At 46.4% G+C, this 25,727-nt stretch carries 9 protein-coding genes; 3 read left to right on the top strand and 6 right to left on the bottom strand.

The features are described 5' to 3' along the window. Window positions 1–13: 13 nt before the first annotated feature. The 3 genes from IPL32_03490 (at window position 14) to IPL32_03480 (ending at window position 7,502) form a co-directional block, all read left to right on the top strand. On the top strand, window positions 14–4,894 hold the full coding sequence (locus IPL32_03490) for a hypothetical protein (GenBank protein MBK8464871.1): 4,881 nt from the start codon (window positions 14–16) through the stop codon (window positions 4,892–4,894). Between the two features lie 1,020 nt (window positions 4,895–5,914). Then, complete coding sequence (locus tag IPL32_03485; protein MBK8464870.1) at window positions 5,915–6,601, top strand: hypothetical protein; 687 nt, start codon at window positions 5,915–5,917, stop codon at window positions 6,599–6,601. Between the two features lie 565 nt (window positions 6,602–7,166). Beyond that, window positions 7,167–7,502 (top strand): hypothetical protein, encoded by a 336-nt coding sequence (locus IPL32_03480; GenBank protein MBK8464869.1) that lies wholly within the window; start codon window positions 7,167–7,169, stop codon window positions 7,500–7,502. Window positions 7,503–7,620: 118 nt separating this feature from the next. On the opposite strand, the gene IPL32_03475 is transcribed toward IPL32_03480, so the two are convergent. The 6 genes from IPL32_03475 to IPL32_03450 all read right to left on the bottom strand — a co-directional run bounded on the left by IPL32_03475 (window position 7,621) and on the right by IPL32_03450 (window position 25,714). Further along, on the bottom strand, window positions 7,621–8,133 hold the full coding sequence (locus IPL32_03475) for a M23 family metallopeptidase (protein MBK8464868.1): 513 nt from the start codon (window positions 8,131–8,133) through the stop codon (window positions 7,621–7,623). Window positions 8,134–8,404: 271 nt separating this feature from the next. Continuing rightward, on the bottom strand, window positions 8,405–12,919 hold the full coding sequence (locus IPL32_03470) for a hypothetical protein (protein MBK8464867.1): 4,515 nt from the start codon (window positions 12,917–12,919) through the stop codon (window positions 8,405–8,407). A 30-nt stretch (window positions 12,920–12,949) separates the two neighbouring features. Then, window positions 12,950–19,063 carry a hypothetical protein gene (locus IPL32_03465; GenBank protein ID MBK8464866.1) on the bottom strand — a complete coding sequence of 2,038 codons (6,114 nt, stop codon included), beginning with the start codon at window positions 19,061–19,063 and terminating at the stop codon, window positions 12,950–12,952. Between the two features lie 1,012 nt (window positions 19,064–20,075). Continuing rightward, complete coding sequence (locus IPL32_03460; protein MBK8464865.1) at window positions 20,076–20,579, bottom strand: helix-turn-helix transcriptional regulator; 504 nt, start codon at window positions 20,577–20,579, stop codon at window positions 20,076–20,078. 182 nt (window positions 20,580–20,761) lie between these two features. Further along, window positions 20,762–22,693, bottom strand: a complete 1,932-nt coding sequence (locus IPL32_03455; protein MBK8464864.1) for a hypothetical protein — start codon at window positions 22,691–22,693, stop codon at window positions 20,762–20,764. 111 nt (window positions 22,694–22,804) lie between these two features. Beyond that, complete coding sequence (locus tag IPL32_03450; GenBank protein ID MBK8464863.1) at window positions 22,805–25,714, bottom strand: CHAT domain-containing protein; 2,910 nt, start codon at window positions 25,712–25,714, stop codon at window positions 22,805–22,807. Window positions 25,715–25,727: the final 13 nt, after the last annotated feature.

Below are 25,727 nucleotides of genomic sequence, written 5' to 3'. Positions count from 1 at the left end.
GGAGTATGAAAAAGTGAAAGAACAAAATGGCAATTTTGAAACAGAGCAATCGGTTTCTTTCGATCGCGATCAATCAGCGGGGATGAAGAAAGACCGCGAGTTGCATTCCCCCTTGGCCGGGCCCTCTAAAGTAGAGAATGCAAAGTTTATTGCACGCCTTTTGCCTAACGGGATTCGGGGAAAAGACGCCAGCAAGTTAGTGGTGTCCGTCTGCTTTGACATAAATACTTACTTCCATGGATTTAAGAGAAGCGACGCAGAGAGTGCCACTGAAAAAACAGCGTATTCCGAATTTTATCAAGCTCTTCAATTGCTGAAAGAGTTGTTTTCGAACCAAAACTCGCAAATCAAATTCACCGGGGTCGATCAAGAGGGAAACCCTTTCAGATGTGCTGCAACATCTTTGTCACGGGACGACAAAACCTCGTCTCTACGAACACTGCTGTGGTCGTCCATATTTCCACCAAACAAATCAATAGGCGCGGAGGCTCACCTAAAAGAATATAAGCTACTTGATCCTTTTCCCGAGAATTTGTTCGCGGATGGAAACCTTCCGATGATTTCAAACCTCCGTTCACACATTCTGAACGAAAGCAATTTTGCGCCTCGGACCAGAACGGAGAATCGGCCTATCGCAACGATAAGAGAGGAGATGAAACAGAACCCTCAACGATTCGAGAACAAGGCTATGAAGAAACTTGTGCAGGGTTCTCAGGCTGCAGCAACCAATCGGGAAATCGCAGTGTTGGAAAGCCTCAAGTTTCGTAAACGATTTAAGAGTCAACGTCCGGTGTTTCTGGAGAATATCCGGAAGGCATTCGCAAATTTTCGTAACAAACCGCACAATGCCTCGCTCGACGTACAGCAGCGACACGAGGCGGCCGTCAAGCAGCAACAGGAAGCAATAGCTAACTCCGTCGTCGAAGAGTTGAAAATCAATGATCTTTTTGGTGTTTCTTCACAGGAATATATAGACGGTGACGAAATCGATATTGATGAAGTAGTTCAGAGTTTCTCAATGCTTTCGAATGAGCCCGAAATTATGAGAATAATGGGATTAATAAGGGACTACGAAATTCAACTTCCCGGCTCAATTCTTCCTACGGAGGCCGGGGGCAGTAGATTCTCCTTATCCTTCAATCTCGCTGCTCAACAATATTGGTCGACAATTGGTGCCGATATTCTAAATCTTACGACTAGCGTTAAAGTCGTTCGATTCAAGAATAAGTTTGCTTACTTAGTTAATAGTAAGAAGCCGGAACCGAACGACGGAAAAAGTTATTATCATAATTCTTTGCTCAATGCAGCAAAAGCCACCCTCGTCCGATTCGATAAAATGGCTGTTGAAGAGTCGTTACGAAATGCGGTTGAGAGGCTCGATGATAACCACTTAGAAAACAGAAAGGAGGTTCATGACGCCCTTACACGTGGCATTCTCTATATGAATCCGGAGCTCCATGAGATGGTAAAACCGGTTGAGTTACCTCAATCAGACGAAGAAATAAAAAAATTTGAACTCACGGATGAATATGCCATGCAAGGCCATGGTGTAACAATTGCAATTACGGATGTTGAAAGGGTTGGAAAAGACGTACGGCATCTGAATACAGAGACCTTCTCCTTGACGGGGCGCCGGCTTGAAATAAGACTTAAGGGCGAAACTGTACCTATATATGCAAACGATTTTCATGAGGGTTGCATACATTTTGATACCGTTAATCAGTATGCGGAACACGGTCGCCTTAAAACTAATATCGGCGAGGTGCTCTTTGAATATGCAGGTGAACTTCTCACGCTAAAAAGCGCTTTCTCACGGAAAAGCACGGTCCGGCGATCAGATGTGGTTCGGGAGGACAAGGAGAACCCAGCTGATTCGGGGTATACGAAATCTAAAGCTCGGATTTCGCCGGTACTAGATTTTTTCCATTTTCCTAATATCGAGAAACGGAAGGAATCATCGCTGAACTGTTACTACCTAATACCGCATCACTTCCGCAAAAAAAGTCCTAAATTGAGATTTGCTGGAGGGAATAAATGGAAAGAATATTCTTTTCTTATTTGCCAAGTTTATTCCTGCGGGTGGCGCATTCCGCCACGGATCTCGAGAGGCGAGTCGGCACAGATGTGTCTGGAAGAGTTGGCTGAGTTCGCATCCATATCCGGTGATACGGTCTTACCCCCGCAAATAAAATTCTCTCCGCTAGAGAACAAGAAACCGGTTAACCTCCATCACACGGCAGATGTACAGAACGATGATTCGCTGCCGATGCGGGATCGGGAGTCGCTCGAATCTTTAATCGTTAGAAGCGACAGTCTCTTTGATAACTCCGATCAGAATCAAACTTCCAACCGGCACATCCTCCCCGACCGGATAGCTTTTGAGCATGCGTTTTACTACGGACTGGTATCGCCTGGCTCGATGAGTGTAGAAGACTCTTTCAAATGGAAAACTCGTTATAACTGCCCGTTCCTGAATGAAGAGGGCTATAAAGAGTTTATCAAAGGGTCTAGAAACAGATGCCCCGAAAAATGTGAGAGCTACTGTGGTGGCACTCAGATGAAGAATTTTTATTCCGCACCCCATATCACCCCCAATTATCTTTCGGATCCCTCCATAGAAGGGTGCGAAATTGAATTTTTCTGGGATAAAGAATGTACGCTGCACGTTTTTGTTTCCCGCGAAAGACTGAGGTTGAAATTCGGAGGCCAACCCGGAGTGAAACCTATTAGTTATTTGCTGAAACTGCATAAAGCGAGAGGCTCCTTTGATCCTTCAATCAACCATGCGGACCGAGCGAAGGAACTACAGGTCTTTTTGACAAAAGGGGCAATCATTTATGCCAAACTCACGACGGCTATTACGGAAGAATGGAAGACGCACTTTATGCTAAACCCATGGTACAAAGACCTAGGGATCGACATGATGGTGTCCGAAGAAAGTAGAGTTGGGACTAAAACGATCCAATTGTCACATGCCGTAAGAAAACCCCTTGTACAACCGAGAATACATAAACTTTCCTCCGCTCAGCATGCCCCGGACTATACTTTCAAGCATGTTGACGTTTGGCTCCGAACCATGCATGCCGTAGGAAAATATGCCGACTATGATGTGACTAAGAACGTAATCTTTCCCCCTAATTGGACAAGGCCCGAAGAAAACGCCGGGGCTGGCAACTCATCGGTGAGACTAAGCTTTTTGGCTGATTTTGAGCGCCTAGATGAATGCCGAGAGCTAGGACGGCATGCAACGGTGGATCGGCCAACTTTCGTCCTGAATGAACTCCCGACTGGCGGTCTTGAGCTTTGGATGAGAAAAGAAGAGTATGCCGATGAACCTGGACACTATTCGTTAAACGCTCGACCGAACAACGTTCCACGTGCAGATTCGCAAAGCCTGGCAATTAGTCATTTCCCCGAGCATCCCGTTCTAAGCTTCGAAAGCAACAATAACAAGGCGTATCCCGAATTCACTCTGGAGTTTAGCAATACAATCATGGATCAGCTAAAGCGTTCGTCTAACGCTCAGCGTACCGGGAACGAACTATTCCGCAACATAAGATCGACTCTGGAAATCGCCTTTGATGCGAAATCGGCAAAATTCGAGGAGCGTAGATATAAACTGAGAAATTTCTCAAAGTTTTCGGGATACTTTCGCAGAAATAATGGAGATGAAGGCGACTATTCATTGGAAACAGAAAAGGAATTCCCGGTAATCCTCCTGCGTAGCACGCCTCCGGGAAGGCCCGAGATAAAATACGTTGTGACTGCCGTAAATCACAAACAACACAAAGCAGACGACATAATTTACAGTTCACAAAAAGGTAATTCGGCAACCTTATATTTAAAGAGCCCGAGGGCGGAGAAACAGCTACGTATTGGAATCGTCGTAAGAGAAAGTGGGAGCAGGTACAACGATATCTTGGCGGATAAGGACCTAATCTCCAAGGCGGGTAGGGACGTTGTTTCAGACCGATTTGAAACCAAAAGTGAATTTCTCAAACCTGAAAATATCCGTTGGCAAGGTAATGCTGATTTTGATTTTAACGTTGAGGGAGAAAATAAATATGACGCTCGCTACGACGGGGATCTAGGTATAGTTCATTTTCTGCCTCGTTTTGATTTGGAAAAACAGCTATGGAAATGTGAAATTGAACTCGACGTGACAACTGCGGAGGGAAAGCAGCTTCACAATCCTTTTATAAATTTTGCCCTTTTGAACTATCAGCCCTTCGCGGTAAATTATCTCGAATACAAACCGGATACGACATTCGAAGAGTTAGAAAAAGATTGCCGTGTTTCAGAAGTGGAACGGGGAGTCTGGGGTTACTTGCTTCCTGAGCGAAGACTTTCTGTCTATTTTGATAAACCGGGGGTCTCGTGGATTCCAAACCCCTGGGGAATTACTGATTTCCTCGATAAGGCGGGAGAGGTCGACATTACGCTTTCATTTGACTATGAATCGCTGCATCACTTTCGCCATGAAGGACCCGGGGGAGAGAATGAGTGGCTACTTCGATCTAATTTTCTTCTTTCTGTAGAAGGGAGCGATGATGAGATAGCTTGGTATCCGGTGATCTCTCAGGTAGACGAGCCGAAGGGCCAAGGGCAATGGGCGCTCATACATCCGCTTCTCGAAAATGTTAAAGAGGGAACGAACCAGGCATCAAAAAAGCTTCGATTCCTTAGGAGTTCCAACCCGGATCAAACCGGAAATTTGCTTGCCCGCAAAGCTGGATCGGAGAAATTTTCTCATTTTAGAATCCGTATCGTGGAGGTCGAGTGGTTTGAAAATAAAAAATGGGCTGATGTTGTAAGCAGCGATAAATACTTTCTGTATAACGACGTGGTGGAGCGAGAGGAAATGCGGGTCAGATATGTAGAATTGATTTATTAGACCGAATCATCAAAATGATAAAATAATAATTGAGAATGTGATGAGTTAACCAGTTGATCCATTCCTTTCCGGTGTTGTTACTGTTTTATCAGTGGATTTCAGTTTCAAGCTAAATCGAGGAGTGAAAATACAAATGTCCTACAAGGCAACAAATCCTGAAAGCTATGAAAGCCAAATTGTTGGAGACGGGTAATGCGTCGCTTATGTAAAGAAATCGTCTGGAGCTCCCCATACCAGCTCTGGAAAGAAGGCGTGAAAGTGCGAGGGAGAAACTAACAAAAGGAACGGCGATCGCGACCTTTAAAAGCGGCTATTCCCGACCGAACCCACAGGCCAACACGCAGCGATCTTCATCAATCAGAGATCGAGCGGAATAGAGGTTTGGGACCAATGGGTGGGACTGGCTTGCCGAGTAACGACGGTGATGCCTTTTCGGTGATCGAATAACCTGTGGCCGGTTGCCGGAAGGGCAGTCAGCATTCACTGGGAAATTCTAAACAGAGGTGGCGATGTGGATTGCTCCTGTAATAACGTTAGTGCAACAATATTAATAGTGCCATTAAAGCGCTTCCTGAGGCCATTTCGAAATGCAGCTGTTGGGCATTTAAGGAAACAGATCGCGATTGGGGGAAAGAGATGAAAATGAGTATGCTGTCGTTAATGGTCCCGTGCGTTTTGTTGCTTGCTTGTAGCCAATCGAACGAAACGACAACGGCGCCGCCAACCGAATACTGGACGGTTAAAACTTCTGGTATGAGTAATCAATGTACATGCCGGAAGACGCCGCTTACCCCACCTTGGAGCACTACCCCAGGGTTGAGGTTAAGCAAACACCCAACTCAGGCTCTCGCATTCACCGATTTGGATCAGCGTAAAGCAGCTGCCGGCGAAGACCCAACTCACGTATGCTTTGAAATTGACAAGACCTGCAAATGAAATGCTTTTGATGCTGGCCTTCCAACGCATTGGGGGGGGGGGAATGGGTTGCTCGACTTAGAGACGCCCGTTTGATCAATAACTATGAACTCAAACCTAGTGAAAAAAGTTTTCAATCGAGATGTTTTGAAACCATCATTTCGCGCTCCCACCGTCGCTAAAGCCTTGACCGAGGTTGGCAATGACAACTGGTTGAGCGTGAAACGCCTGTCAGATAGTGTGATCATCCCAGTTTCAAAATACTGTCGTGCAAAGGATATATCATTCACCGGCACGGGTGCGGGCCGTCGTGAGAAATTCACGATCTTGGATTCCCCTAATAAGGGCGTACAGGCGGACGTTACTGCCCTCGTGGATTCTCGATCAAGATTTGTTGATGTCGCATTCAATGTCGGGGCCGTCTTGGAATTCGATTATAGGACCAAGAGGTTAACGGTTAACCCCGGAAACGTTGTTGTGGCCGCCGGATTCGATTCAAGCAATCAGTTGCCTAACGGCCAATACCTTCTCTCCCAGGCTGACTACCCACATCCAGACGGCGCCAATTATTTGCATTTGACCTCCTATGCGTTGACATGGTTCTTCATCAACGACACCGACGTTCTCAATCGTTACCTCCATGTGGGTACGTACAGTGCGGGCTGTCTGACTGTGGGTGAGAACGGAAGCGATGCGGATCGACGACGGTGGACGGACATTGCAGCAACGCTATTGGTTCAACGAGCCGCTGATGATCGGTATGTCGGAAAGTTAATAGTTAGGGGGCTTTAGAACCCCAGGGTCGAATAATGCAGCGGGTTTGACCGCCTATGGTCGTTACTATGACCGAAGATATAGAAAGGTCGGCATCTACGTCGGGGCACGCGGACTGGGTCTGACTTGCAATTCCAAGGATGATGTTGTCATTCAGCAGTCTCGAAGCAATCGGGGGGAGGCATCCGATATTTGCGGTTCCCATAGGCTATGGCCAGGAACTTCCTCCGGGTCCCTTTATTTTGGATGGTAGAAGGAGCTCCCGCTGTTAGTGAATACGCGGATGAGAGCGGCTGGCAATCTAAACTCTCAAAAATTTCGCGGACATTTCGAGGACAAGTCTCATTCTCGAATAGGGATCATGTCCCTAAGTTGTTGAATCCACAGACCCAGGTTTTCAACTTTCTTGCGTGAATAAAGGTCTATGGAAGTTAGAAGCCGAAAGTCCTCATCAGTAGAAATACTTTCATGATTCTGTACGAATTTACCATTACCAAGTTAACGATCGCGAGTAACATAACCTCAATCGAAGCGGCAGAGATTATCGTCAAACTGAGAAGGAACTGGGATCAGCAATACAAACATGAATGTTTTTGACCCAATAAACTTAGATGCCGTCATTTTTGGTCGAGACTATACAGAGTTGTCAAAAGACGAAGTTAAGAAAATAGTGAGTACGATCAAAAAGTGCGTCACGGACGATTGGCTGAAGCGAGGGTTTGCGGATCAGCTAATCGACAATGCCCAGGCATGGACCGAGGACACGATGCAATATTTGCAGTTCGGAAGTCCGGGGTATCAAGAAGCTGTTTTGGAACGTCGAGAGAAGACTGGTAGAGCCGCTTTCCCGAAACCTTGTACCGGCAGTCAGGCTGAGAATAAACGGGACGATAAGGATTGGATTACGGTTTCAAAATAACGGAATACGATCCTGGAATATAGCCAAAAAAAGATCTAACTAGCACGTTATACCTCAACCGCTTCTCTTGGTGGGCCCCTAAGCGGTGTTAATCGCACCTCGTTAGACATCCCACATGTTATGGACAAGCTGGCCCGGGTGAATTTGGATTTGCGCCATAATTTGTTTTCAAAAAAGGCTCGGGGTCGACATACTTGGTAGAGGTCAAAAAGTAGTCAGTCGAAACCACGATATGAAGATGTTTCACAGGAACCTGAATATCGTCGAAAGCATTCCCGGATTTGCCCGTTTTCCCTAATTCTTGGCCAGCAGCAACCGCCTGGCCTGGTTGAACCGATACCTCACTCAAGTGACAATATTTGATGGAAACTTGTTTCTGATTACTTCGAATGATTACGTAATTTCCAACGCTATTTGGTGTGTTGACATTATTCGGAACATTGTCGCGAATGGCTTGCACGGTCCCTGCATAAATCGAGACGAACGCCGTGCCAACATCCGCCTTCAGGTCGGTACCATCGTGAAAGCTGTTTCCGCCATTCCTTGAACAACCAAATCTGCCTCCATTCGTGGTACCCGCGCTTGTTGCGGCCAAAACTGGGTTTAGAAACGGATCAACGGGTTCACTCATTTCTCTTCCTCCCTTACTCTCGGTGTGGATCTACAAAGGATAATTCTAAACAAATCTATATACCAGGTGGAATCCACAATAATTACCTTAAAGTGCAATTTATTAGAATGTTATGGGCTTCGATCTTTTCGTTCACATTCAACTCTCCCACATATTTTATAATATATGACGAACAAACGTACACCCAATGAATTAATGTTTCTTTCAATCTCGCTCCGGGTTTTGACTGTCAAACTCTTAATATTTACCACTTTCAGCCCGAGCGGTATTCCTAGATCTCAACGTTGAGGACTTCGATGTTACGACTTATTATTCCGGATGAGTTGACTACTTCAACTCTGAATTTGAAATTATGAGTCGTCGATGCCTTGGAGGAATAGTTGAAAGTAAATACTGGATCAGAATAGTAATTTGGTCGCCGCGGATCGCGTCTATCATCGGGGCACTTTTGTGAGTCAGATTTTCTCCAAACGTTATTGTTCATGACAAAAAGCTGGTATTTTCCGTTATGACACGTTCTCTTCGCGTAAATCATTATGATCTTCTTGCCGGTATCGATCGCGAAATTGAGCGAAGGAGCCACTGGAACTGCATTGTCAAATACCTTCGTTTCATAAACTTCCGTGGGATCGGAAAGCACCTCCATATTTCTCGCAATACCGTTAAAGTCTAAATACTGTATTTCGCGCACGCCCACAAAACGGTAGAAAAGTTCGTCTCCGAATGGTATTTCTTTTAGATCTACAAATCTATCTTCGATCTTTATTGTGGGGTTATCGTCCGATGGAACGGGCAATTCCTTGACAATGGTCATGGTCCGTATTCCGCCCTCCGCGTCGTTGCGATTTACTACACGCAGCATTTGAATTTTGGTTAATTCCTCGCTTTTTGACGGCTTGACGATCTCGAACTCCACGAATGTTTTTGATCCGGCATTTGGAGAGGCCGAATTCGATTTTGATCCTTCTATGATCAATTTGGCTGGAGCCTTTGTATTGAGAAGTCTCACAGGTCCTAGAAATGCACTTGGCTCTCCATACTTAAGTTGGTTCCCTAGCTCTCTAACTAGATAGAAATAGAGGGTGTCAGATCCCATATTTCCATCAAGGGTAAAATCGGTGAAAAGCACTCGATATTCGTGTGATTCAATACCGCCGGTCACTTTATTTTGAACCGTTTTACTTGCCATCGGGGCCTGATCGAATGCGGGGTCATCATGATCGAGCAGGTTTCCATCCCGGTCCGTGATCGTTTGTCTATTCGGTTGGGGTACATAACCGCCGTCTTTTCCTTTTGTTCCATCCTTGATATGCCGAAAAATAAGGGGTTGCTCGGTAATCGGAAGTAAATTTGAGAAGATCGCCTCTTTTATCTTGTCCTTTATTTCTGACGGCTTTTGATTTCCAGTGAATGGGCGGTCCTTTTCGGGATGATTAGGATCCGGGCCGGGAAGTTGTCTATCTGGGTTCGGAAATCCATAGAACTGCTGAGGAACTTCGGAAGGGAAGTCGGCAAAATTTCCATCATTGCTCGCATAATCAAAAGACAACAAATCCTGCCATCGTGCGGCCAAAAATGGGTCTTTATTAGCGGGCGGGAGATTTTCTCTGATTTTCTCAATAGTCTCTTTCTCGTACAAACAGGCCAGTATTTGGTTGCTTTCGATTCGAAAATACACTAGTCCCCAAGGCTCGCCCTTAAATTTCGTTACAAACGAGTAGTTTGCTTTATTAAAGAAATTGGGTGGATTTGCAAATGCGGCACCTTCGGGCCGTTCGGGTTTCTTTGGATTTACAATCGTTCGGGCCGCAAGAACCGCTGGCACACTCATCGAAGAACGGTAGTTACGAAATCTGTCTATTGACTGAAGACCGATCAATGAGATTCTCCGTTCTTCATCGGCTCTTGGAAGGAGACCATCTTGATTAAAGCCGATGGCATTGTCTTGTCTTAGATAGGCCCGATAGTTGGGTCGAAAATATACCAAGATATCTTGTCCTGTTTCAATATTAGAAGGGCCTTCCGAAGCGAATTGCGGGTCGAATGCTAAAATTCTTAGGTTTTTGTCCGTCGAACCGATTTCAAATATTTGTGCAACCTGAAGCTCTTTTCTTTGGGTGTCCGCGACTAGAGTCGGTACCCGGATACAACCTTGGTACCAATCAACGCTTGGCCAGTCGGCAACGTCGTCCTTATAATCAGGGTGATGGGGAAGGGTATATCCGTTAAATTCTATTTCGTAATATCCGTGACCAATATCCCGTATTTTCGCAGATTTCCATATACCCTCTAGTTCTTCCTCGCAGATTTTATTTTCATCGTTAACATACCGCTCCTTAGATTTACTAAAGGTCGAAAGGCCCAGCCCAATCTCAAAGTTAAATTTATTATCTGTAGATTCGGTCCAATTCTCTGAGGGAGCTAGATTTTCGACAAGCAGAAAACTCTTACCCGGTTTGGGATCCGCGATAACAACCTTTCGTTCAGCTTTGTAATTCTGGTCATTCGATTGACTATTTTGGACTAGCATAGAATTGACCGTGAAAATCTTGCCGAGAGTTATCTCGGGATACGGGCCGCTCTTTTCGACCTTCTCAACAAAATAATTCTGTCCGTCATAGGTAAAGACCCCACCGATGAAATTGGCCGCTTGCTTCTCGGTTATCTCGGGGACCAGCCTTTCACCATTGCTTGCGTAATAAAAGTCACCCGTCGCGACGGTAAATTGTGTATCTGTGATCGTTTTTATCGAAACAATTGATCCCACAACACGGAGCGGAAGTTTCTCTTTATGAAAGATGTGAATCTGGTCAGCGAATTTGTAGTTGCGGTCGTGCTTATAAGAATATTCGAAGGTCAACCGACACAGGATCCCATCCTGAATCTTCATCAGCCAGTCCTGCTCGTCTTTGGACGTTAGCAACAACGGATTTTCCCGCTGTATCAACTGGACGGCGACATTTGATGGCGGTCTGAGGGTATTAGGTTTTTTGATGATTGTTTTATCGGAAACTATCGGTGAAAGATCCGATGCGCGTGAAAATACATCGATAGAGTATGCGGTATATTCGTTTGTTTCTTTAAAGTCGTCTTCGATGGGTGTATCTGACGCATTGATAACGTGTACAAAAGTCGGCCCAACGCTCGTTTTGGTCAAAACCAAGGGTAACGGTTCAAATACGCCTCTTGTGTCCTTGAAAGTCAAATCGTGCGAAAGTTCAGGTGAGTTCCACTCTGGCAATGGGACATCGTCAGTTGGAATTCGATTTTTGAGACCAACGAATAAAGGGACAGAGTGCTCACTGCTTTGAAACTCAGTTTTTGGAATAAAGAAATCTTTTGACTCCGAATAATCTACCACCACCGACGTCTTCACATTTACCAGCCGAACACGTTCATTCGGAATGTAACCATCCTTATCGGTAATTTCGATTGAATCGATTTTGCTGCCGTGCTCGATGTTTATTTTCAAGGCGATCGGAGGTCTCACATCCTTTACCGATGTTGGCAGACTAAGGTAAAAATGATTGGTTTGGTGGGAATCAAAATTCTCCGAAGCTCCATACTCCGAAAAGAACCCGACGTCTGTTCGATAACCTGCGATGTATATAAATTGATCGTCTAAATTTTCTAATACATCGATATGCCCAAGTCCCAACATTCTGGCCACATGAAAATCGTTTGCTGCGATCGTGAGCAAATTCCGAAGTGAGACATTCATGGCCGTGGGGTGACTTGGATCGACCCTATCATTATAGGTCTTCATGGCACGCGCGTCCCTCTTGCTCAATTCCAGATACTCGCGTACCCCATCTCTTAGCCCCTCCCGCATTTCCCATCTGCTAGGCAATAAATTTCCGATATAGTTGATCGCGTTTACTCGAGCGTCGCCAATAAATTTCAACCATGCGTCATGAACAATAAATGCTTTGGAAGGATCTTGGAATCTCTTTGCTACTTCTTGATCGTCAACCGACAAGGCAAACTCCTCACTTACCAACAAGACCTTCCTTGATTCCTCAGAAAGCGCGGAGAAGTCGTTAAAGACATCTGAGTAGGTCTCAAAACCTATAATCAATCGAGCGTCTAAAGGAAGTTCGTCGATCGCAAACCTTATGAATCGAATATTTTCTGCCACTAGGCGAAAATCGGTGTTTTGCCCCGATCGTCCAATCGTCTTTCTACCGATTAGAACTTCATTTCGATCCCGGATAGGAAATTGAAGCGGTTCGGAAAAATAAGTTTCGAGTCGGACCCTGAAATCCGGCCCCGCCGGGAGAAAGAAATTTGTGGAAAACGAAAGTTGGCCGGAAAGTTCCAGCTCAAGAACCGAGCCCTTATAATGATCTAGAAATTCACGCGGAGCCTCAAGGGGACTGATTTGCAATTCACCAAAGATATGATCATAGAGAGCAAGGTCTTTGAACCGCAGGTAAAACACCTGATCGTCAATCTGGTAGATCCATGTTCGATTCGTATTGTCTGCGGTTTTATTGTCCGAAAGGAAGTCAAATTTCCGATATTGTTTTAGTGTATATGGGACTCGCCATATCTTTACAAAGTCTTCGTTCTTGTTAAAAGGGGCGAGCGTTTCCTGATCCGGGGGGCCAGCCGGGCTTCCAATTTCCGCGTTTCCTCGCGGAATATGGAGGTCGCCGAGCTTTCCTGCCAGAAACCAGCGCAAAAGGATGCCGCAGCTTCCGTCCTGTTCATAACCAACCGTCCGCAGATTTAGAAATGGTGATTGAATGAGTGTCGTAAGATTGACTTCTTCTTCAGGTGGCATTTGTGGTCTCCATTTAGTAGATAACACTTTTTACGATAATAAATTCCCCGTTGTAAAACTGGAGTGTTGGTTATACTCATTTCCGTTCCAGCGTAAATCACGAAAGAGAAGGATGGCGCTATTTGCTGCCGCAGAAGCGGTAGCACCCAAACTGCTTAATTCTTTCGAAATTATCAGGACTTCGGTATTGTCGGTCGAATGCAGAGGGGCTGAATCGACATCTATACCATTCACTTTAAGAACCACCGTGCGATTTAAATCCAAAATCGGCATTCGAGGATCATTCAGAGGTTCGGGACTGCGAATCCACAGGCCAAAAACGGCCTCGTTCTCATCAAAAAGTAAATTTATTTCCGTGGCCATTGCTGCTGGCAACGCTTTTTGCCGCAGGTAGCCAAATACTATCCTCTGAAAAGGATCCGTGAAGTGCTGGATAAGATGGGGCTTTGTTGCGTTCTTTTCGTCCAAGTGTGATACGACTTCAACAAGCTGATCAAGCGGGCTGTCTAGTTCAAAAAGGTCAAAGTCCAAATTGAAGACCTGATAATTACTAACCTGTTGAATCAGATCCGAATACCTCGACGTTAAGAACGAGAACGAGTGGACGACCCTCCTCGATAACTCGGCATCTTTATTCTTCTTATATGTAGAATAAAGGACCGCATTATATAGCTTTGAGGGCAGAAGGTTGCGACCTTCTGTATCTGTGCTCATGCTTGCCGGGATCACAGGATCCTTTGAGACAGAGCAGGTTTGTGTACCCGCATAATCCGGATTCATAGCCGTTGGGTCCCGTAGATTGTTTATCGTTTTGATATCGGTATAAGTAAGTGGCGCCGGGTCTCTAATCCAGTTGACGGGTGACAAGATAGGGGCGTTTTGATCCTCGGGATCTTGCAATTCGATCTCGAGGGACGAAAATCGCTCTTCAAGTCCCAAATAACTCTTCCAGTCGCTAAAGAAGTGATAGACAAATGTCTCCGTGTAAAAGATCGAGAGTTTGAAGTCCTTAAAATAAGCAGGCTTCTCATTGATAATATTTCCGCTCGGATTTGGATACGATCGATTAAAATCGATATAGAATTTCAACGAGTTTTCCGCTAAATCGACCTTTGATGGGTAGCGCAGTGAATCCGGTCCTGTTGGTGCTAGAGTTTCACCAGGCACCTTGTCAGCCGGAAAATGTCCGATCGGACCGGCGGTTCTAAAAGCAAAATAATAGGTTTTTTTCGGAAAAGGACTTGCACAGTTTATCGTTTCGAGCGTTTCCAATTCGACCGCATATGTCTCGTCAGGTCGCCAAATTGGCGATATTACCTTTGAAACGGCATTTACCAATGCGTCGACATCGCTCGTGACAACGGCAGGGGAAGGATTTGATTGATTGAACCAGTAGTCCTCCTGCGTTAAATAGCAGATCTCGTGGATATATGTCGAACATCGGTCCGTACTGTCGTCCCAGATCGGGCCGGTATTCAAAAGGAGAAATCGGGCTTCTATTAGGCCTTTTGTTATACGTATTTTTTCCAAACCATCGTGGTCTTGGCCTAGTATCGCCTCCGTTTCGCGAGTATTTAGGTCGCTCAATTCGCTTTCCAGTTGGAGTAATAATGAGGCCCTTACTTTCGACTGTTGCTCGTCTGATTGATATTCGGCGTACGTTCTGCCGCAGATGACCGATCGAAGTTCCGCTAACTTCCCCCTCAGTTCAAGAATCTTTTTGGTAGTTTGCCCGTTGGCTTCGATTTCCGCCTTTTGAAGTTCGTCCTCTAACTGCAAGATTTCATCGCCATTGGTGCCAACGGGCTCGACAATTATTTTCTTTATAGGTCGTTCAGTCTTAATACCGTCTTCCACGGAAATCCCGTTATACTCGACCGGTGATAAATAGTCGGGAGGCGATAGATAGATATCCGTAACCAATACATATCTCAACTCTGAAGAGCCACTTTCCACGGTAACTTCTTGCAGATCGAAAAACGATAGCTTTACTTTCCCTGCAAAACTAAAGATCTTGACACTTACTTCAAGGCATTTCTCCGGAAATATGATTTCCAGGCTCGATCGATTATTTATTCGCAGGGAAACCGGAATATTGAAGCTGTTTATGAACGCGACGACTTCTGAGGGATATTTTGACGTATAAAACAACAGTGCCTCGTAAGGGTTCCAGTTATTCTTGGGATAAAGAACCTTTTCGTCGGCCGGTTTCAATGTAAGACAGCGTTTCGGCTTATCATTCACCGGACAGAACAGACCGGAACCGGTGATTCCTGATTGTTCCGGAATAAATGAACCAGAAATCGTATTTGAATAGGCAAGCGGCTGATTGGACAGAACCCGCAGATTATTGTATTCGCGACCCTTTAACTGCCAACTTGCGAGTCGAGGTTGTTTTATTGGATCGGGGTCAAAGCCAGGAAGGAACGAACCTGACGAGAGTGCCGCGTAAGGATCGTAATCGATTCTTCCCCATCCGCCTTCGCTCTCATTCCAGATCTTAATTCGTATGTCTTCGATCGCAAACTGATGAATATTGCCGTTGGGAAAGTTTGGCGGAACAGCCTCAATATTGTGACCCGGCCTGGCGTCAATGATACCGCCGATCTTTGTAGATACTTTTGACGGATCTACGGATTTTTTTAGCTGAATATCGATATAACTATCGAGCGGCACAATAGGTAGGCTATTCAAATCCCCAATGCCAGGTGCTTCGGTTGAACAGGTCATCGCATAGATTCGTTTTGACCCGATGTGAAACCCATTTACGGGCAGATCTTTCTCTTCTATTATTTTTATCTCGGCTTGGTCAATGCTCTGATTCCGCTCCCAAGATAGATCGATAGATAAGCTCGCCCTCCAGGTATCAAACCAGTAGTCAATTTCAAGATAAATGCTTACTGCTCCCCGAATCCTAAATGGTTCGGGCAGCGTCATTGACAAATAAACCCCTAATCCGAATCCGAAACCTACGCCGAATACACTCGCGTTTATACTTCCGCCACATGCAATGCCGCCGCCAACTTGTGGTCTCGTAAAACTGAGCATCGCATCGGACTGGCCAAACGCATTTACGTTTACTGCGATCGGCCCATAACTCCGATCCAGTTTGAACTTGACACCACAACCTGCCTGGATTCCAGAGACAGAAATCATCAGATAGCCGTACGCGTCCAGATCGAAGATTTTTTTGAGAATCCTGGCTCTGTTCGGACTCTCTTTTGTTCCAAAATGGGCATACCAGGCCGATGAATCCTGGAAAAAAAACGCCATCTGACCTTCAGCGTGCATTTCCAGTAGATCGCCGCCGCCCTTTTGAACTCGATAATCCGCGCCCATACCGATTGAGACATATTCTTTGGTAAGTGCTAGATAGGCGAAAAATGGGGGTTCCGAATCCGTAAGGCCTACGCGCTGCTCGCTCAATATATCGCCTTTGCCACTTATCATTAAAAAATCAGGCAGGGATAGGAGTAAGAATGCTTGCATCGAGAACATTCTGCCGGCATCAGCCACCGTTGCTAAACTTACGCCCGCTCCTATCGAAACGGGTGTCTCGGCATTCTTACCCTCTTCTTCGCTTGGGTCGTAAAACTTTCCTAGGTGTATTCCTTTCTTGGAACCGCCATCAGGATTGTTCCATTTCTCGGTTGTGTAGAACTCGAACATCTTCTCCGGTTTTGAGAGAGCTCCGTCCTCTAACCTGGCAACATGGTGGAGTCCGAATAGACCCCGAAAACCATAGATACCGAGACCTGTCGCTCCCAATGGAATAGGTGTCGACATTTCAAGCGAGGCGTCGACGATAAATGCAGGCACCCTTGGCTTGATTTTCATTGCCGCACCGCCGGCGATTTTAACCTTTGGCAATTTGAACGAGACTGCACCCGTATATTCGTTATCTTTTATGGAGAGATACCCTTTGACAATCAGTGTTGCATCATCTTTAGATGCCGTCCCGGGGATGGTCAGGTCGACACCGATTCCGGCAATTCTGAGAAACATATCAGAGCCAGTATCGTTGAAGTAAAGTTTTAGACCGTCACCGCGGAGGTCAAGCCCGCCAGGGCCAGTACTCAGACCGAAATCAAATCCAATAAATTTGTAATTGATACCGACATGCGAAGAGTTGTCAACGGTCTCCGCTCCTAGAGTTATATTTGTGATATTTGCTTCGACGGGGCCTAAATCTAGGTGCACCCCGGCAGGGATTGGTATCGAACCGCCGTCGATGTCAAAGGATCCGTCGCTATAGATCCGAAGTTTCTTGATCTCGATCGGCTTTTGGATATACGCTTTTAGTGCATCATTATTCCCGAAATCTAGATCACCTGAAGTTTCTAGATAGATCTTGTCGCCTACTCGCCCGGCCTCAATTGTTTTGATGTGCAGCTTGAATACTTCGCCGTCATCTCCAAAACAGATCGTTTTTCGATCCATGGGAGATGTTGTGATCTTAAAGTCACCGTCATTTTCTAGGAACAGCTTTATGTCTACCTTTAGGTCTGCGGTAGTGCTGCCTTCTTCCTTGAATTTGGGAATAGTCAAAGATCCGCTGATTTCCGAACTTTGAACGGCGTTTTGCCAGATATTAAGGTCAAATTCATTGAAATTTACTTTCCATTTCGAAGGCCCGGACCCGATCTCAAAGGACGCTTCGGCCGGCAGGAATTCAGCAAGTTTCCCGTCCTTTACGACGATCGTTCCTCCGCCTTTTAATTCATAATCGCCGTCGGCGGGCACGAGACCTTCAATTGTGATGGTGTCACCAGCATTTATGACATTATCGGGACCTGCCGATATATTCAGAATTCGTTCGTCCTTTAAAGTTGAATCGTTATTCAACAGGCTAAAGTTTCGTGTCTCTATACCAACTGTGCCAGTCAATCCTCCTGTTCCGATAAAAATGTTCTTCCCAATCAATCGGAAAGCGGAAGTATCTGCTGGTCGTGAGAACCATTTGCGTGGCAAGAAAAACTCCGCTTCCTCGATAAAGGCGCCGATAAAGTCCGTCGGAATATTTGCGATTTTAGATTGGATCTCCCGACTAAGATCAAGGACGATATCGGTAAACTCAAATTCAATGTCAATATCCTTTAACCTAAATCTGTTTACCTTAAAAGTGTTTTGATTGTGGAATTCAATATCAAATCCGGTCTTTGTACTATATGCAATCCGTTTGGCGTCGAACCGAATCGACGCCTGGTTCTCCTCGCCCTCTTCTATTACCCAGTCGTTGCCATTCTGTACCATCGGCAACAAGAGCGTGCGAGAAAACTCAAGCGACATGTCGACTGGATCTGGGTCTACTACTTCAACTTTGAATTGAGGAAAGAGAAGTGATTTGACCTCTTCCAGATCATGGGGATCTTTCTCAAAGAGCTCCAACAGCCCCGCCAGCTTGTCCCCACTGTCTTTAACCGTTTCGATAGCTGACCTTCCCAGAGTCGAGAATAGGTCAATATCGATCTGAAAATTGTCCTTAAGGGTGACAATATCATCTTTAATTTCGGTGACCGCATCTAAAATTTCTGGATAATCATCCTCATACTTTTCGTAGATTCGCCTTATCGAAAGGCTTTCCGGTGGGCCCAGGAGCGTCCTCACCTCATCTCGAATCACAGTCAGCTCCATACGGATCTTCTCAATCAGCAGGTCTGCCCCTACTACGTTTGACTTGAAAGCTTCGAACGCTTGGTCTAGCTTTTGATAAAAGTCCTCATATATCTGTTTTTCTGTTGCGTAAACATCTATTAATCGACCGACAAACTTATCAAGCGTCTCGTGTCCAAAATAAAATAGAAAGACTTTCAGAAAATCCTCGGGCGAGAAAGTGAACCCATCGAGGCTAAAATCCTTGAGATATTGGATGATGGGCCACTCCCTCGTACAGACGACGTCGATGCTAATCGGATGATCACTATGATCAACGAAGAAAACCAACTTGAGATCAAGTCCAAATAGTGGTTGTTCAAACCGCTTCGCTTCGATAGTAAGATTATAGAGAGTTATCACCCCCTGCGGATCACCGAGGTCAGGATCCCGTTTGTACCCAGAGTAGGTGATTTCATCGAGTAGCACTTCGTTAAATCCGAGCTCGCCCGGGATGAAATCGGCAGTTAACAGTTTACTTAGTGCGTCCATATGTGAGCCTCGAACGGTGTTTTTCGCATTCTCAAGATTCAGATCATCGAGAAGTCAAACTACTTTAAGACATCCAACCGAACGTCTGAAATACTCTGGATCTTTTGAATCCGCTTATTCTATTTCCGATCGCTAATCGGCTTAGAAAGGCATAGAGAATATGCCGAAAAGACGATGTAATATTGATGCCAGAGATGTTAGCACGGTTCATAGGGGAAGAGCAATGCAGTCGCCAATTTGGATAACGTCTAAAGAAACTAGCCAAATTTGCGACTGTTTCGATTGGAAATTCGAAGCTTTTGGGGCACTCGTCCAAGGGATTGATTCATACGACCTGTGTCGTGATCAAGCGAAGGAGCAATGAGGCGTGTGATCAATCTTCTTTAGGGACAAATGCCACCATATGGATTTGTGGAGGAGACACGATTTCGGTTCGGACTTGGAAACTTGATCCGGTAAATAGACTTCTCGGCAATTAGCTGTTGCAGACGCAGATGCAAGGCATGCCGGTGGCGTCCCGCTAGCGCCGTTAGGTGGTCAATCGTGCAAAACCGCAACTCGTTGCAGTAGCGGCGTAGGTCAAGATCGGAGGCGCGTAGAGCGGTTAGCATTGTTGGCGTAGTACGTCAGTGCGTCCGTTAGCTCCACCGTGGCCGAAACGGTCAGCGACGGTTAGTGGGTTTACAATTTTCCAGAATTATCGAGGGTCACAATAAGCTTAAAGAGCGTCTAAGATTCCGCTAGGATTAGGAGGGTAAGAGGGAAAGTTTTCAGTCTGAGTTTTTGCAAACGTCAATTGAACTCCCCCAACAAGCCAACCTTTACCAACTTTCGAAAATGTTTTCTGAACGCGCGCAGACAATTTGGTCAGGCAATGGGAGGCGGCGAGTGTTTCGGTATTTGTGAAACAGCTTGAGATTCGGGGAAAGGTCTGTCACGACCTCGAACGGTTCCCCGTCGGTTTCAATTCAGGGAAATTGCCGGAGGTGTCGCGTGGCTACACACCTTGATCTCATGTGCGGACCCTTGCCGTTGATGTGTCCAGAAATTGCAATATTTTTTCAATATTTGCTGCTGTCGGCGCTTGATTAGACTCTTCCCATGCAGAAATTGTGTGTCCATCGACCTTAAGTATTTGCGCCAGTACTTTTCTTGTGATCCCGGCGTATACTCTCCTTTCTTTCAACCGAACTCCCATTGGCAGTAGAACGTCGCAGGGACACACCCCTAGAAAGTCACAAACTCGTCCTAGGAAGCGCAACTGCACTGTTCGCCGGTTTGTCTCCCAATTATGTATGGTTGCCTCGTTGACTTTGAGTTGTTCGCCTACATTCTTTATGGTCAACCCCTGATCAAGCCGCCGTTTCCTTAGAGCATCTCCAATCGTTGCAACAATATGTGAATATGGCGTTCTTAAACCTGCAATTTGATAATGGCATCTTGTCAACGCGGGGATGCGGGCTTTTAGGTGCGGCGGATGTGAATTTTGCCGGAAGCTTTTCCGAACGATGATCAAATGGCTAATTCGGTCAAGAACGTTGAAAATGGTCTAGAGTAACGGTTAAAACAAGATCGACATATTGCAACCAGCATATTTGATAAGAAGGATCCCCTACATGAGTTGGGGATCCTTCTTATTTTCGGCGAAATGTTAGGTAAATCCTTATTGCCGTGGGTTACATCTTCGGACGAAACTTCCTAGTTCGACCGTCGCCGCGTAGATTTGGATTTTTGAATATCCGCCTGCGGCTTTTCCAGTTTAGTTTTAGCGGGCGACGTCTGTGTTCGCTCAGACGTCAAGGCACCCTCCAATGGGCGCTCATTTATCGCGAACCGCCTTAAATTCTCCTGAAACCTCTTCAGACCGGGACCTGTGCAGACATTCATTCTAACCATCGGCGCAACATCACTTGAGACATCTATTGCGTTCCCCATATCATTTAGAGTTTTTCCACTAGTTAGGTCGACCAGGCCTTCTAGAATCCCGCCAAGAATTCCGCCGCCAGATTTAGGATTGAGGATTTTCGCAGCTTGAGCTCTATCCACCGATGATTTTGCTGAATACATTGCCGGATCGGCGAAAAGCCCAGTTCCTTCTGTACGCCATTCGACACAGCTCCTACCAATTTCCACACCCCATCCATTTCTGGTTACGCGTTCCGTAGCACACACCTGTCTGGTCATTTCGACTTTATTGTTTGGTAAGGCAGTGGAACAAGATTCAGCAAAGGATTGCAAATAAGCACCCAACAATGTACTAAAACTCAATTCATCCCTCTTAAAAGGTAGGGCCTCAAAATCGCCCAGAAATATATTTGCAAACAACTCTTCATGTTTCAGCCCCTTTGTGGAAAAACCGCCATGTGCAAGCATTGCACGCCTAGCTTTAACCTTGCGATCGATCTCTGATTGGCGGGCGGCTTCAGCGGCTGCCTCCTTCTCTCGACGAATTCTTGCCTCTTCATCTAGTCTCGCCTGACTAGCGACGAGGAATCTACGTACACTGGATATGTTGACTAAATTTTCATTGCCTGCCTGGCTGTGGGATTCACGAAACGAAGCGGCTCGCGGAGTTCGACCGGAAGTTGAACCGCCAAGTTTCGCCATAGAATCGCCATTGATCCACCCCTTCTGTCCCTCCTCGCCTTCGCCACCGGAATAGACAGCAATATTGAGTGCGTCACTGGATGTCGGCCTGTTTGCCGGTGTGCTAACCAGGTTCCGGTCGTAGTCGATAAAATAGTTCCAGACGTAGTTCAGGACATATATTTTTTCGGCTTCGGGGCACTTTGCACGTATTGCCGGCAGAATTTCGCTTTCAAAATTTCTCCAATACGTCTCATTATTTTGAATAGCAACGTTTTCGTCTACGTTGTGGATCAGTGCAGTAACTGCCTGGCGTTCGGTGGGTGAACACCAATCCGTGTAACCATTGTTCAAGAATGCCGCGTGGAGTCGAAACGCATTTGTGCCCTTTAGTAGCTCGGCAATTGGGTAACCAGTTTCCTGAGCAAGCTTCTGATCTTGTTCACGATAAATCTCTCTTTGTGCGTCCAGTTTCTCCTTCTTTATTGACTGTTCAATTTCCTCGAATTTTGCAATCCAATTCCGCATTTGTACCGGATAGCGAAACGGATTTTCGAGACTCCCCACAACCCACCGCTGATGCGAGCATTTATCAAGAGCCCTTCCGACCTTTTCCATGTCATCTTCAGACATTTCGGGCAAGCTCTTTCCCAATATATTGCGAAAATAGACCGTCGCGAAGTTTTGAACGTCCTGCACGTTGACTCGCGCCATATCAAGTTCTTCGCCGTTGCGCCGGTAATATGCTCCACTATACGAAGCTGACTGAGAGGCTATGTGCCGAATTGACGACAACCATAGATCGATCGCCTGACACCGTTCATCATCGTTCCGGGTCGCAAAAAATGTCGGATTTGCCCGATATTCGCCGTTGGTGGGCGGTTGAAATTCCCTTATGTCCGGAGGCTTGTTGAAATCTTTGGTTTTTTTGGGTAGTCCGCGTATGGTAATTGGCCATTGAGCCAGCGAAACTGTTGCTAAAATCCCGAAAGTAACCATAAGTGCGAGTAAATAGGCGACTAATCGCGAAAATCGTTTGGTCATAAGGTATCTCCTTCCTTTGGCGTTTCGCCAATAATATTATTTAGCTTCTTGTATGCAATCCAGTATCAATACGATCATTCTAAAGTTGCCTTGGGCAGAATCGGATGCCGATCACAGGTCGCCCATGCCTATAAAAGCTCCCCAGTGTGCCGGATGGCTGTACTTTGAATTCTTCAACATCGCCGCCTGGGCCGCTCGCAACGCTTGGGCCTTCGAAAGAGTGCCACGAGCCGTTTTATAACGGCGATAGAACTCACGCATAAATTCGGGGGCACTATCATCTGATACGAGCCAAAGTGTTGCGATTACGGCCTTTGCCCCACGCTTTTGAACAATTACGCTCAGGTTTTCAATTTCGACGCCGTTCGCATCGTTCGTTTCCTTTGACCCGGTTTCACAGGCCGAAAGCGTGAGCAATTCCACGCTGCTCATATCAAAACGAGTATCCTTTTCATCGCGCAAAGCACTTAGGTTTAATCGTTCGCCATTGCCCAGCAATAGATAGGAACTCTCATCGCCGGAACTGAGGCTAAAGTGTGAGGCGATATGTACCAGATCCGGCCTTTTTGCAAGCTCGGCAACAAGATTTGCTGTCGAGAAATCTTTGTCGAGCAACCTTTTACCGGGAAATGAACCTTTTCGATCTCCCCGTACGACTTCATTCCGGACGACGAAATTCAGTTCGGCCGGGACTCTCGGCAACGGGTCGGAGGGGTCGTTGGAAACGCCCGCTCCCAGAGCTCGCCACGTTTCCGGACCTTTCTTTCCCCTTATTGGGGGCTGAGCGAGCGCCACTACATTGGTTGCGTATTTTTCGACTAGGAATCTTTTCCCGTCGTGGAGTGTAGCAAACGGCACGTAGCGAAGTTCTCCGTCAAGCGAAAGCAGCAGCGTTTTCGCGCTCAACCGTTCCAGGTCATCCGCGACCGGTCTTATCAACTCCTGGTAGAGCTGCTGCGAAAGACCCAGGTAATCACTTAAGGTTTGCGGGTCTTCCAGGTTGCGACGATATCGGGTAATTTTCTCCTCAAGTAGTGGTCTGTCAACCTTCACACTGTGAACAGTTTGCGAGTCGGAAGTTGTAAGGATCGCATAATATCTGTCTTTTATAAGCAGAGTCGACAAAAGTACAGTTCCGGGCTCAAGGTCGGATAATCTTTTCTGCCAGGAACGCGCCAAGAGAACGGGGGCATCACTCTTGGTCGCGGCCTGTGCCGTAAACCTACCTGCAAAGCTCTTGAGCAATTCGACGAACCGGCTGTCAATTTCAGTCAAATCACTCTGCAATTTTCGCAACTCGGACTCTTTTTCAGCTGACACTGTCTGACCGCTGCGCGCCAGGGCGGCACTCTCGCGTCGAAGAGTGAGTGCCTGTCGGTTAAAACGCGAGAATCGGTCGTGCAACTCATCATACTCACGCGAAGCCGTTACCTCTTGACCGAAGAAACCGATTTGCAACACCGGGCTTGAACTTGATGAAGATCGCGTAAAGCGACTGAACTCTTCCTGCTTGAGCAGTCCCAAGACTTCCTGAGCTTCGTCGATGCGCTCTTCCTCTAGTAGCAGTGCTGCCAGCATTCGATAGGTATCTGCCACATTTGCCGTAAAAGTCCTTTGCGACTCATCGTTGATCTGACGGGCCGAGGCCCGAACTTTCTGATGAGCATTTATGGATTGTTTGCCGAAAAAGATAGCCAGACGGCGATTTCCGAGCGATTGCCAGACCGCCATAAGATTGCCAAACGTGATCGCCTCGCCGCGCATGTGGCCAAACTGGCGGTATTGCCGCAAGGCAAGATAGTACATTTCTTTGGCCTGATCTTTGTTGTCCAATTGCGAATGAGCCCTGCCGAGCGCGTTGATGACCGCCGTTTCTCCAAATCGATCCGCCGCTTTGATAAAGAGCTTTCGAGCCTCCTCAAATTCTGCAAGGGCTTGACGAGGGTCGCCTGAATCAAAGGATGTCTTGCCTAAACTCAGAAGCACGTAACCTCGTTCCTGGTTGTTATTGGTTCGTTTCAGCGCAAGGGCGAAATTCTCCCCGGCCTTCGGTAAATTGCCTAGATCATCGTAGGCACGGCCAATATTATTGTAATAAGCCGCCTCGTCTTCTATAAACCCGTTTATTTTCGCAATTTCTAAAGCTCTCTCGAAGTTTTTAAGAGCTTGCTGTTTTCGGGCGGATTCCAGGTAAACAAGACCGATATTGGAAAGTGTTTGGGCTTCAGCCTGCAAATATTGAATGGATTGGAATAGGGACAGAGCTTCCTGAAAACTCTCCAGAGCTTTCGCGAGTTGGCTCAGTCGCAAATTACTTTTCGCAACCCCTTGAAGCGCGTCGGCTCGCTCATACACATAGTCGGTTGTAAAGATCGCTACGGCCGGTTCAAAATGTGCGAGGGCCTCGTCAAAGCGTCCCGCATTTAATAAAATGGCTCCCATGTAAGTCAAAGCCATTCCTTCCTGAAACTTATCCTGAGCCGCCCTAAACGCGGTTAGTGCCTCTCTGTATAGTTCCAACGCGATTTGTGGTGATTCGGCCTTTTGGGCCTGCAAAAACGTCGCAATACCCGCGATCAGTTTTCGATCGTTTTCGGTGGCCGGTCGAAGAACTTCGCGAAGAATCGTGTACTTGCCCTTCGGTTTAGAGTCGTCGGTTTTAATCTCGAGCCGGTAGACGTCCGTCGAGGGCACAATTGCATTAAGAATTTCCTGACCGTAGTAGCCGTTCGGGCTATCAATTTGCGAAACGATCTTTCCTCTTGAATCAGCGAGCGTGAGGTTTAAGTCGACACCTCTCTGCTCCACTCGAACGCGGACAAAGTTGTCTTTTTCAAGATCCAATAGATAGCAATGCGAAGCGCCGCTATCGATCTCACGTGTCGAGAGATCGGGACCCAGCTTTCCGCATTCAGCACCTGGCGACCCCGACTGTCCTAACGCACCGTCCACTACGATACCCATGACAACCGTGAAAATTAGCAAAGAAATTGGTATAAGTTTTTGTCGTTGTTGTTTCATGCATCCTTCCCAA

This window comes from Chloracidobacterium sp., from assembly GCA_016711345.1.
Taxonomy (GTDB): domain Bacteria; phylum Acidobacteriota; class Blastocatellia; order Pyrinomonadales; family Pyrinomonadaceae; genus OLB17.
This window is presented reverse-complemented; position numbering and strand designations above follow the sequence as displayed.

Coding starts and splice junctions, on each gene's coding strand:
- IPL32_03465 (MBK8464866.1), bottom strand. CDS start 19,063: ATGGACGCACTAAGTAAACTGTTAACTGCCGATTTCATCCCGGGCGAG.
- IPL32_03480 (MBK8464869.1), top strand. CDS start 7,167: ATGAATGTTTTTGACCCAATAAACTTAGATGCCGTCATTTTTGGTCGA.
- IPL32_03450 (MBK8464863.1), bottom strand. CDS start 25,714: ATGAAACAACAACGACAAAAACTTATACCAATTTCTTTGCTAATTTTC.
- IPL32_03455 (MBK8464864.1), bottom strand. CDS start 22,693: ATGACCAAACGATTTTCGCGATTAGTCGCCTATTTACTCGCACTTATG.
- IPL32_03475 (MBK8464868.1), bottom strand. CDS start 8,133: ATGAGTGAACCCGTTGATCCGTTTCTAAACCCAGTTTTGGCCGCAACA.
- IPL32_03485 (MBK8464870.1), top strand. CDS start 5,915: ATGAACTCAAACCTAGTGAAAAAAGTTTTCAATCGAGATGTTTTGAAA.
- IPL32_03470 (MBK8464867.1), bottom strand. CDS start 12,919: ATGCCACCTGAAGAAGAAGTCAATCTTACGACACTCATTCAATCACCA.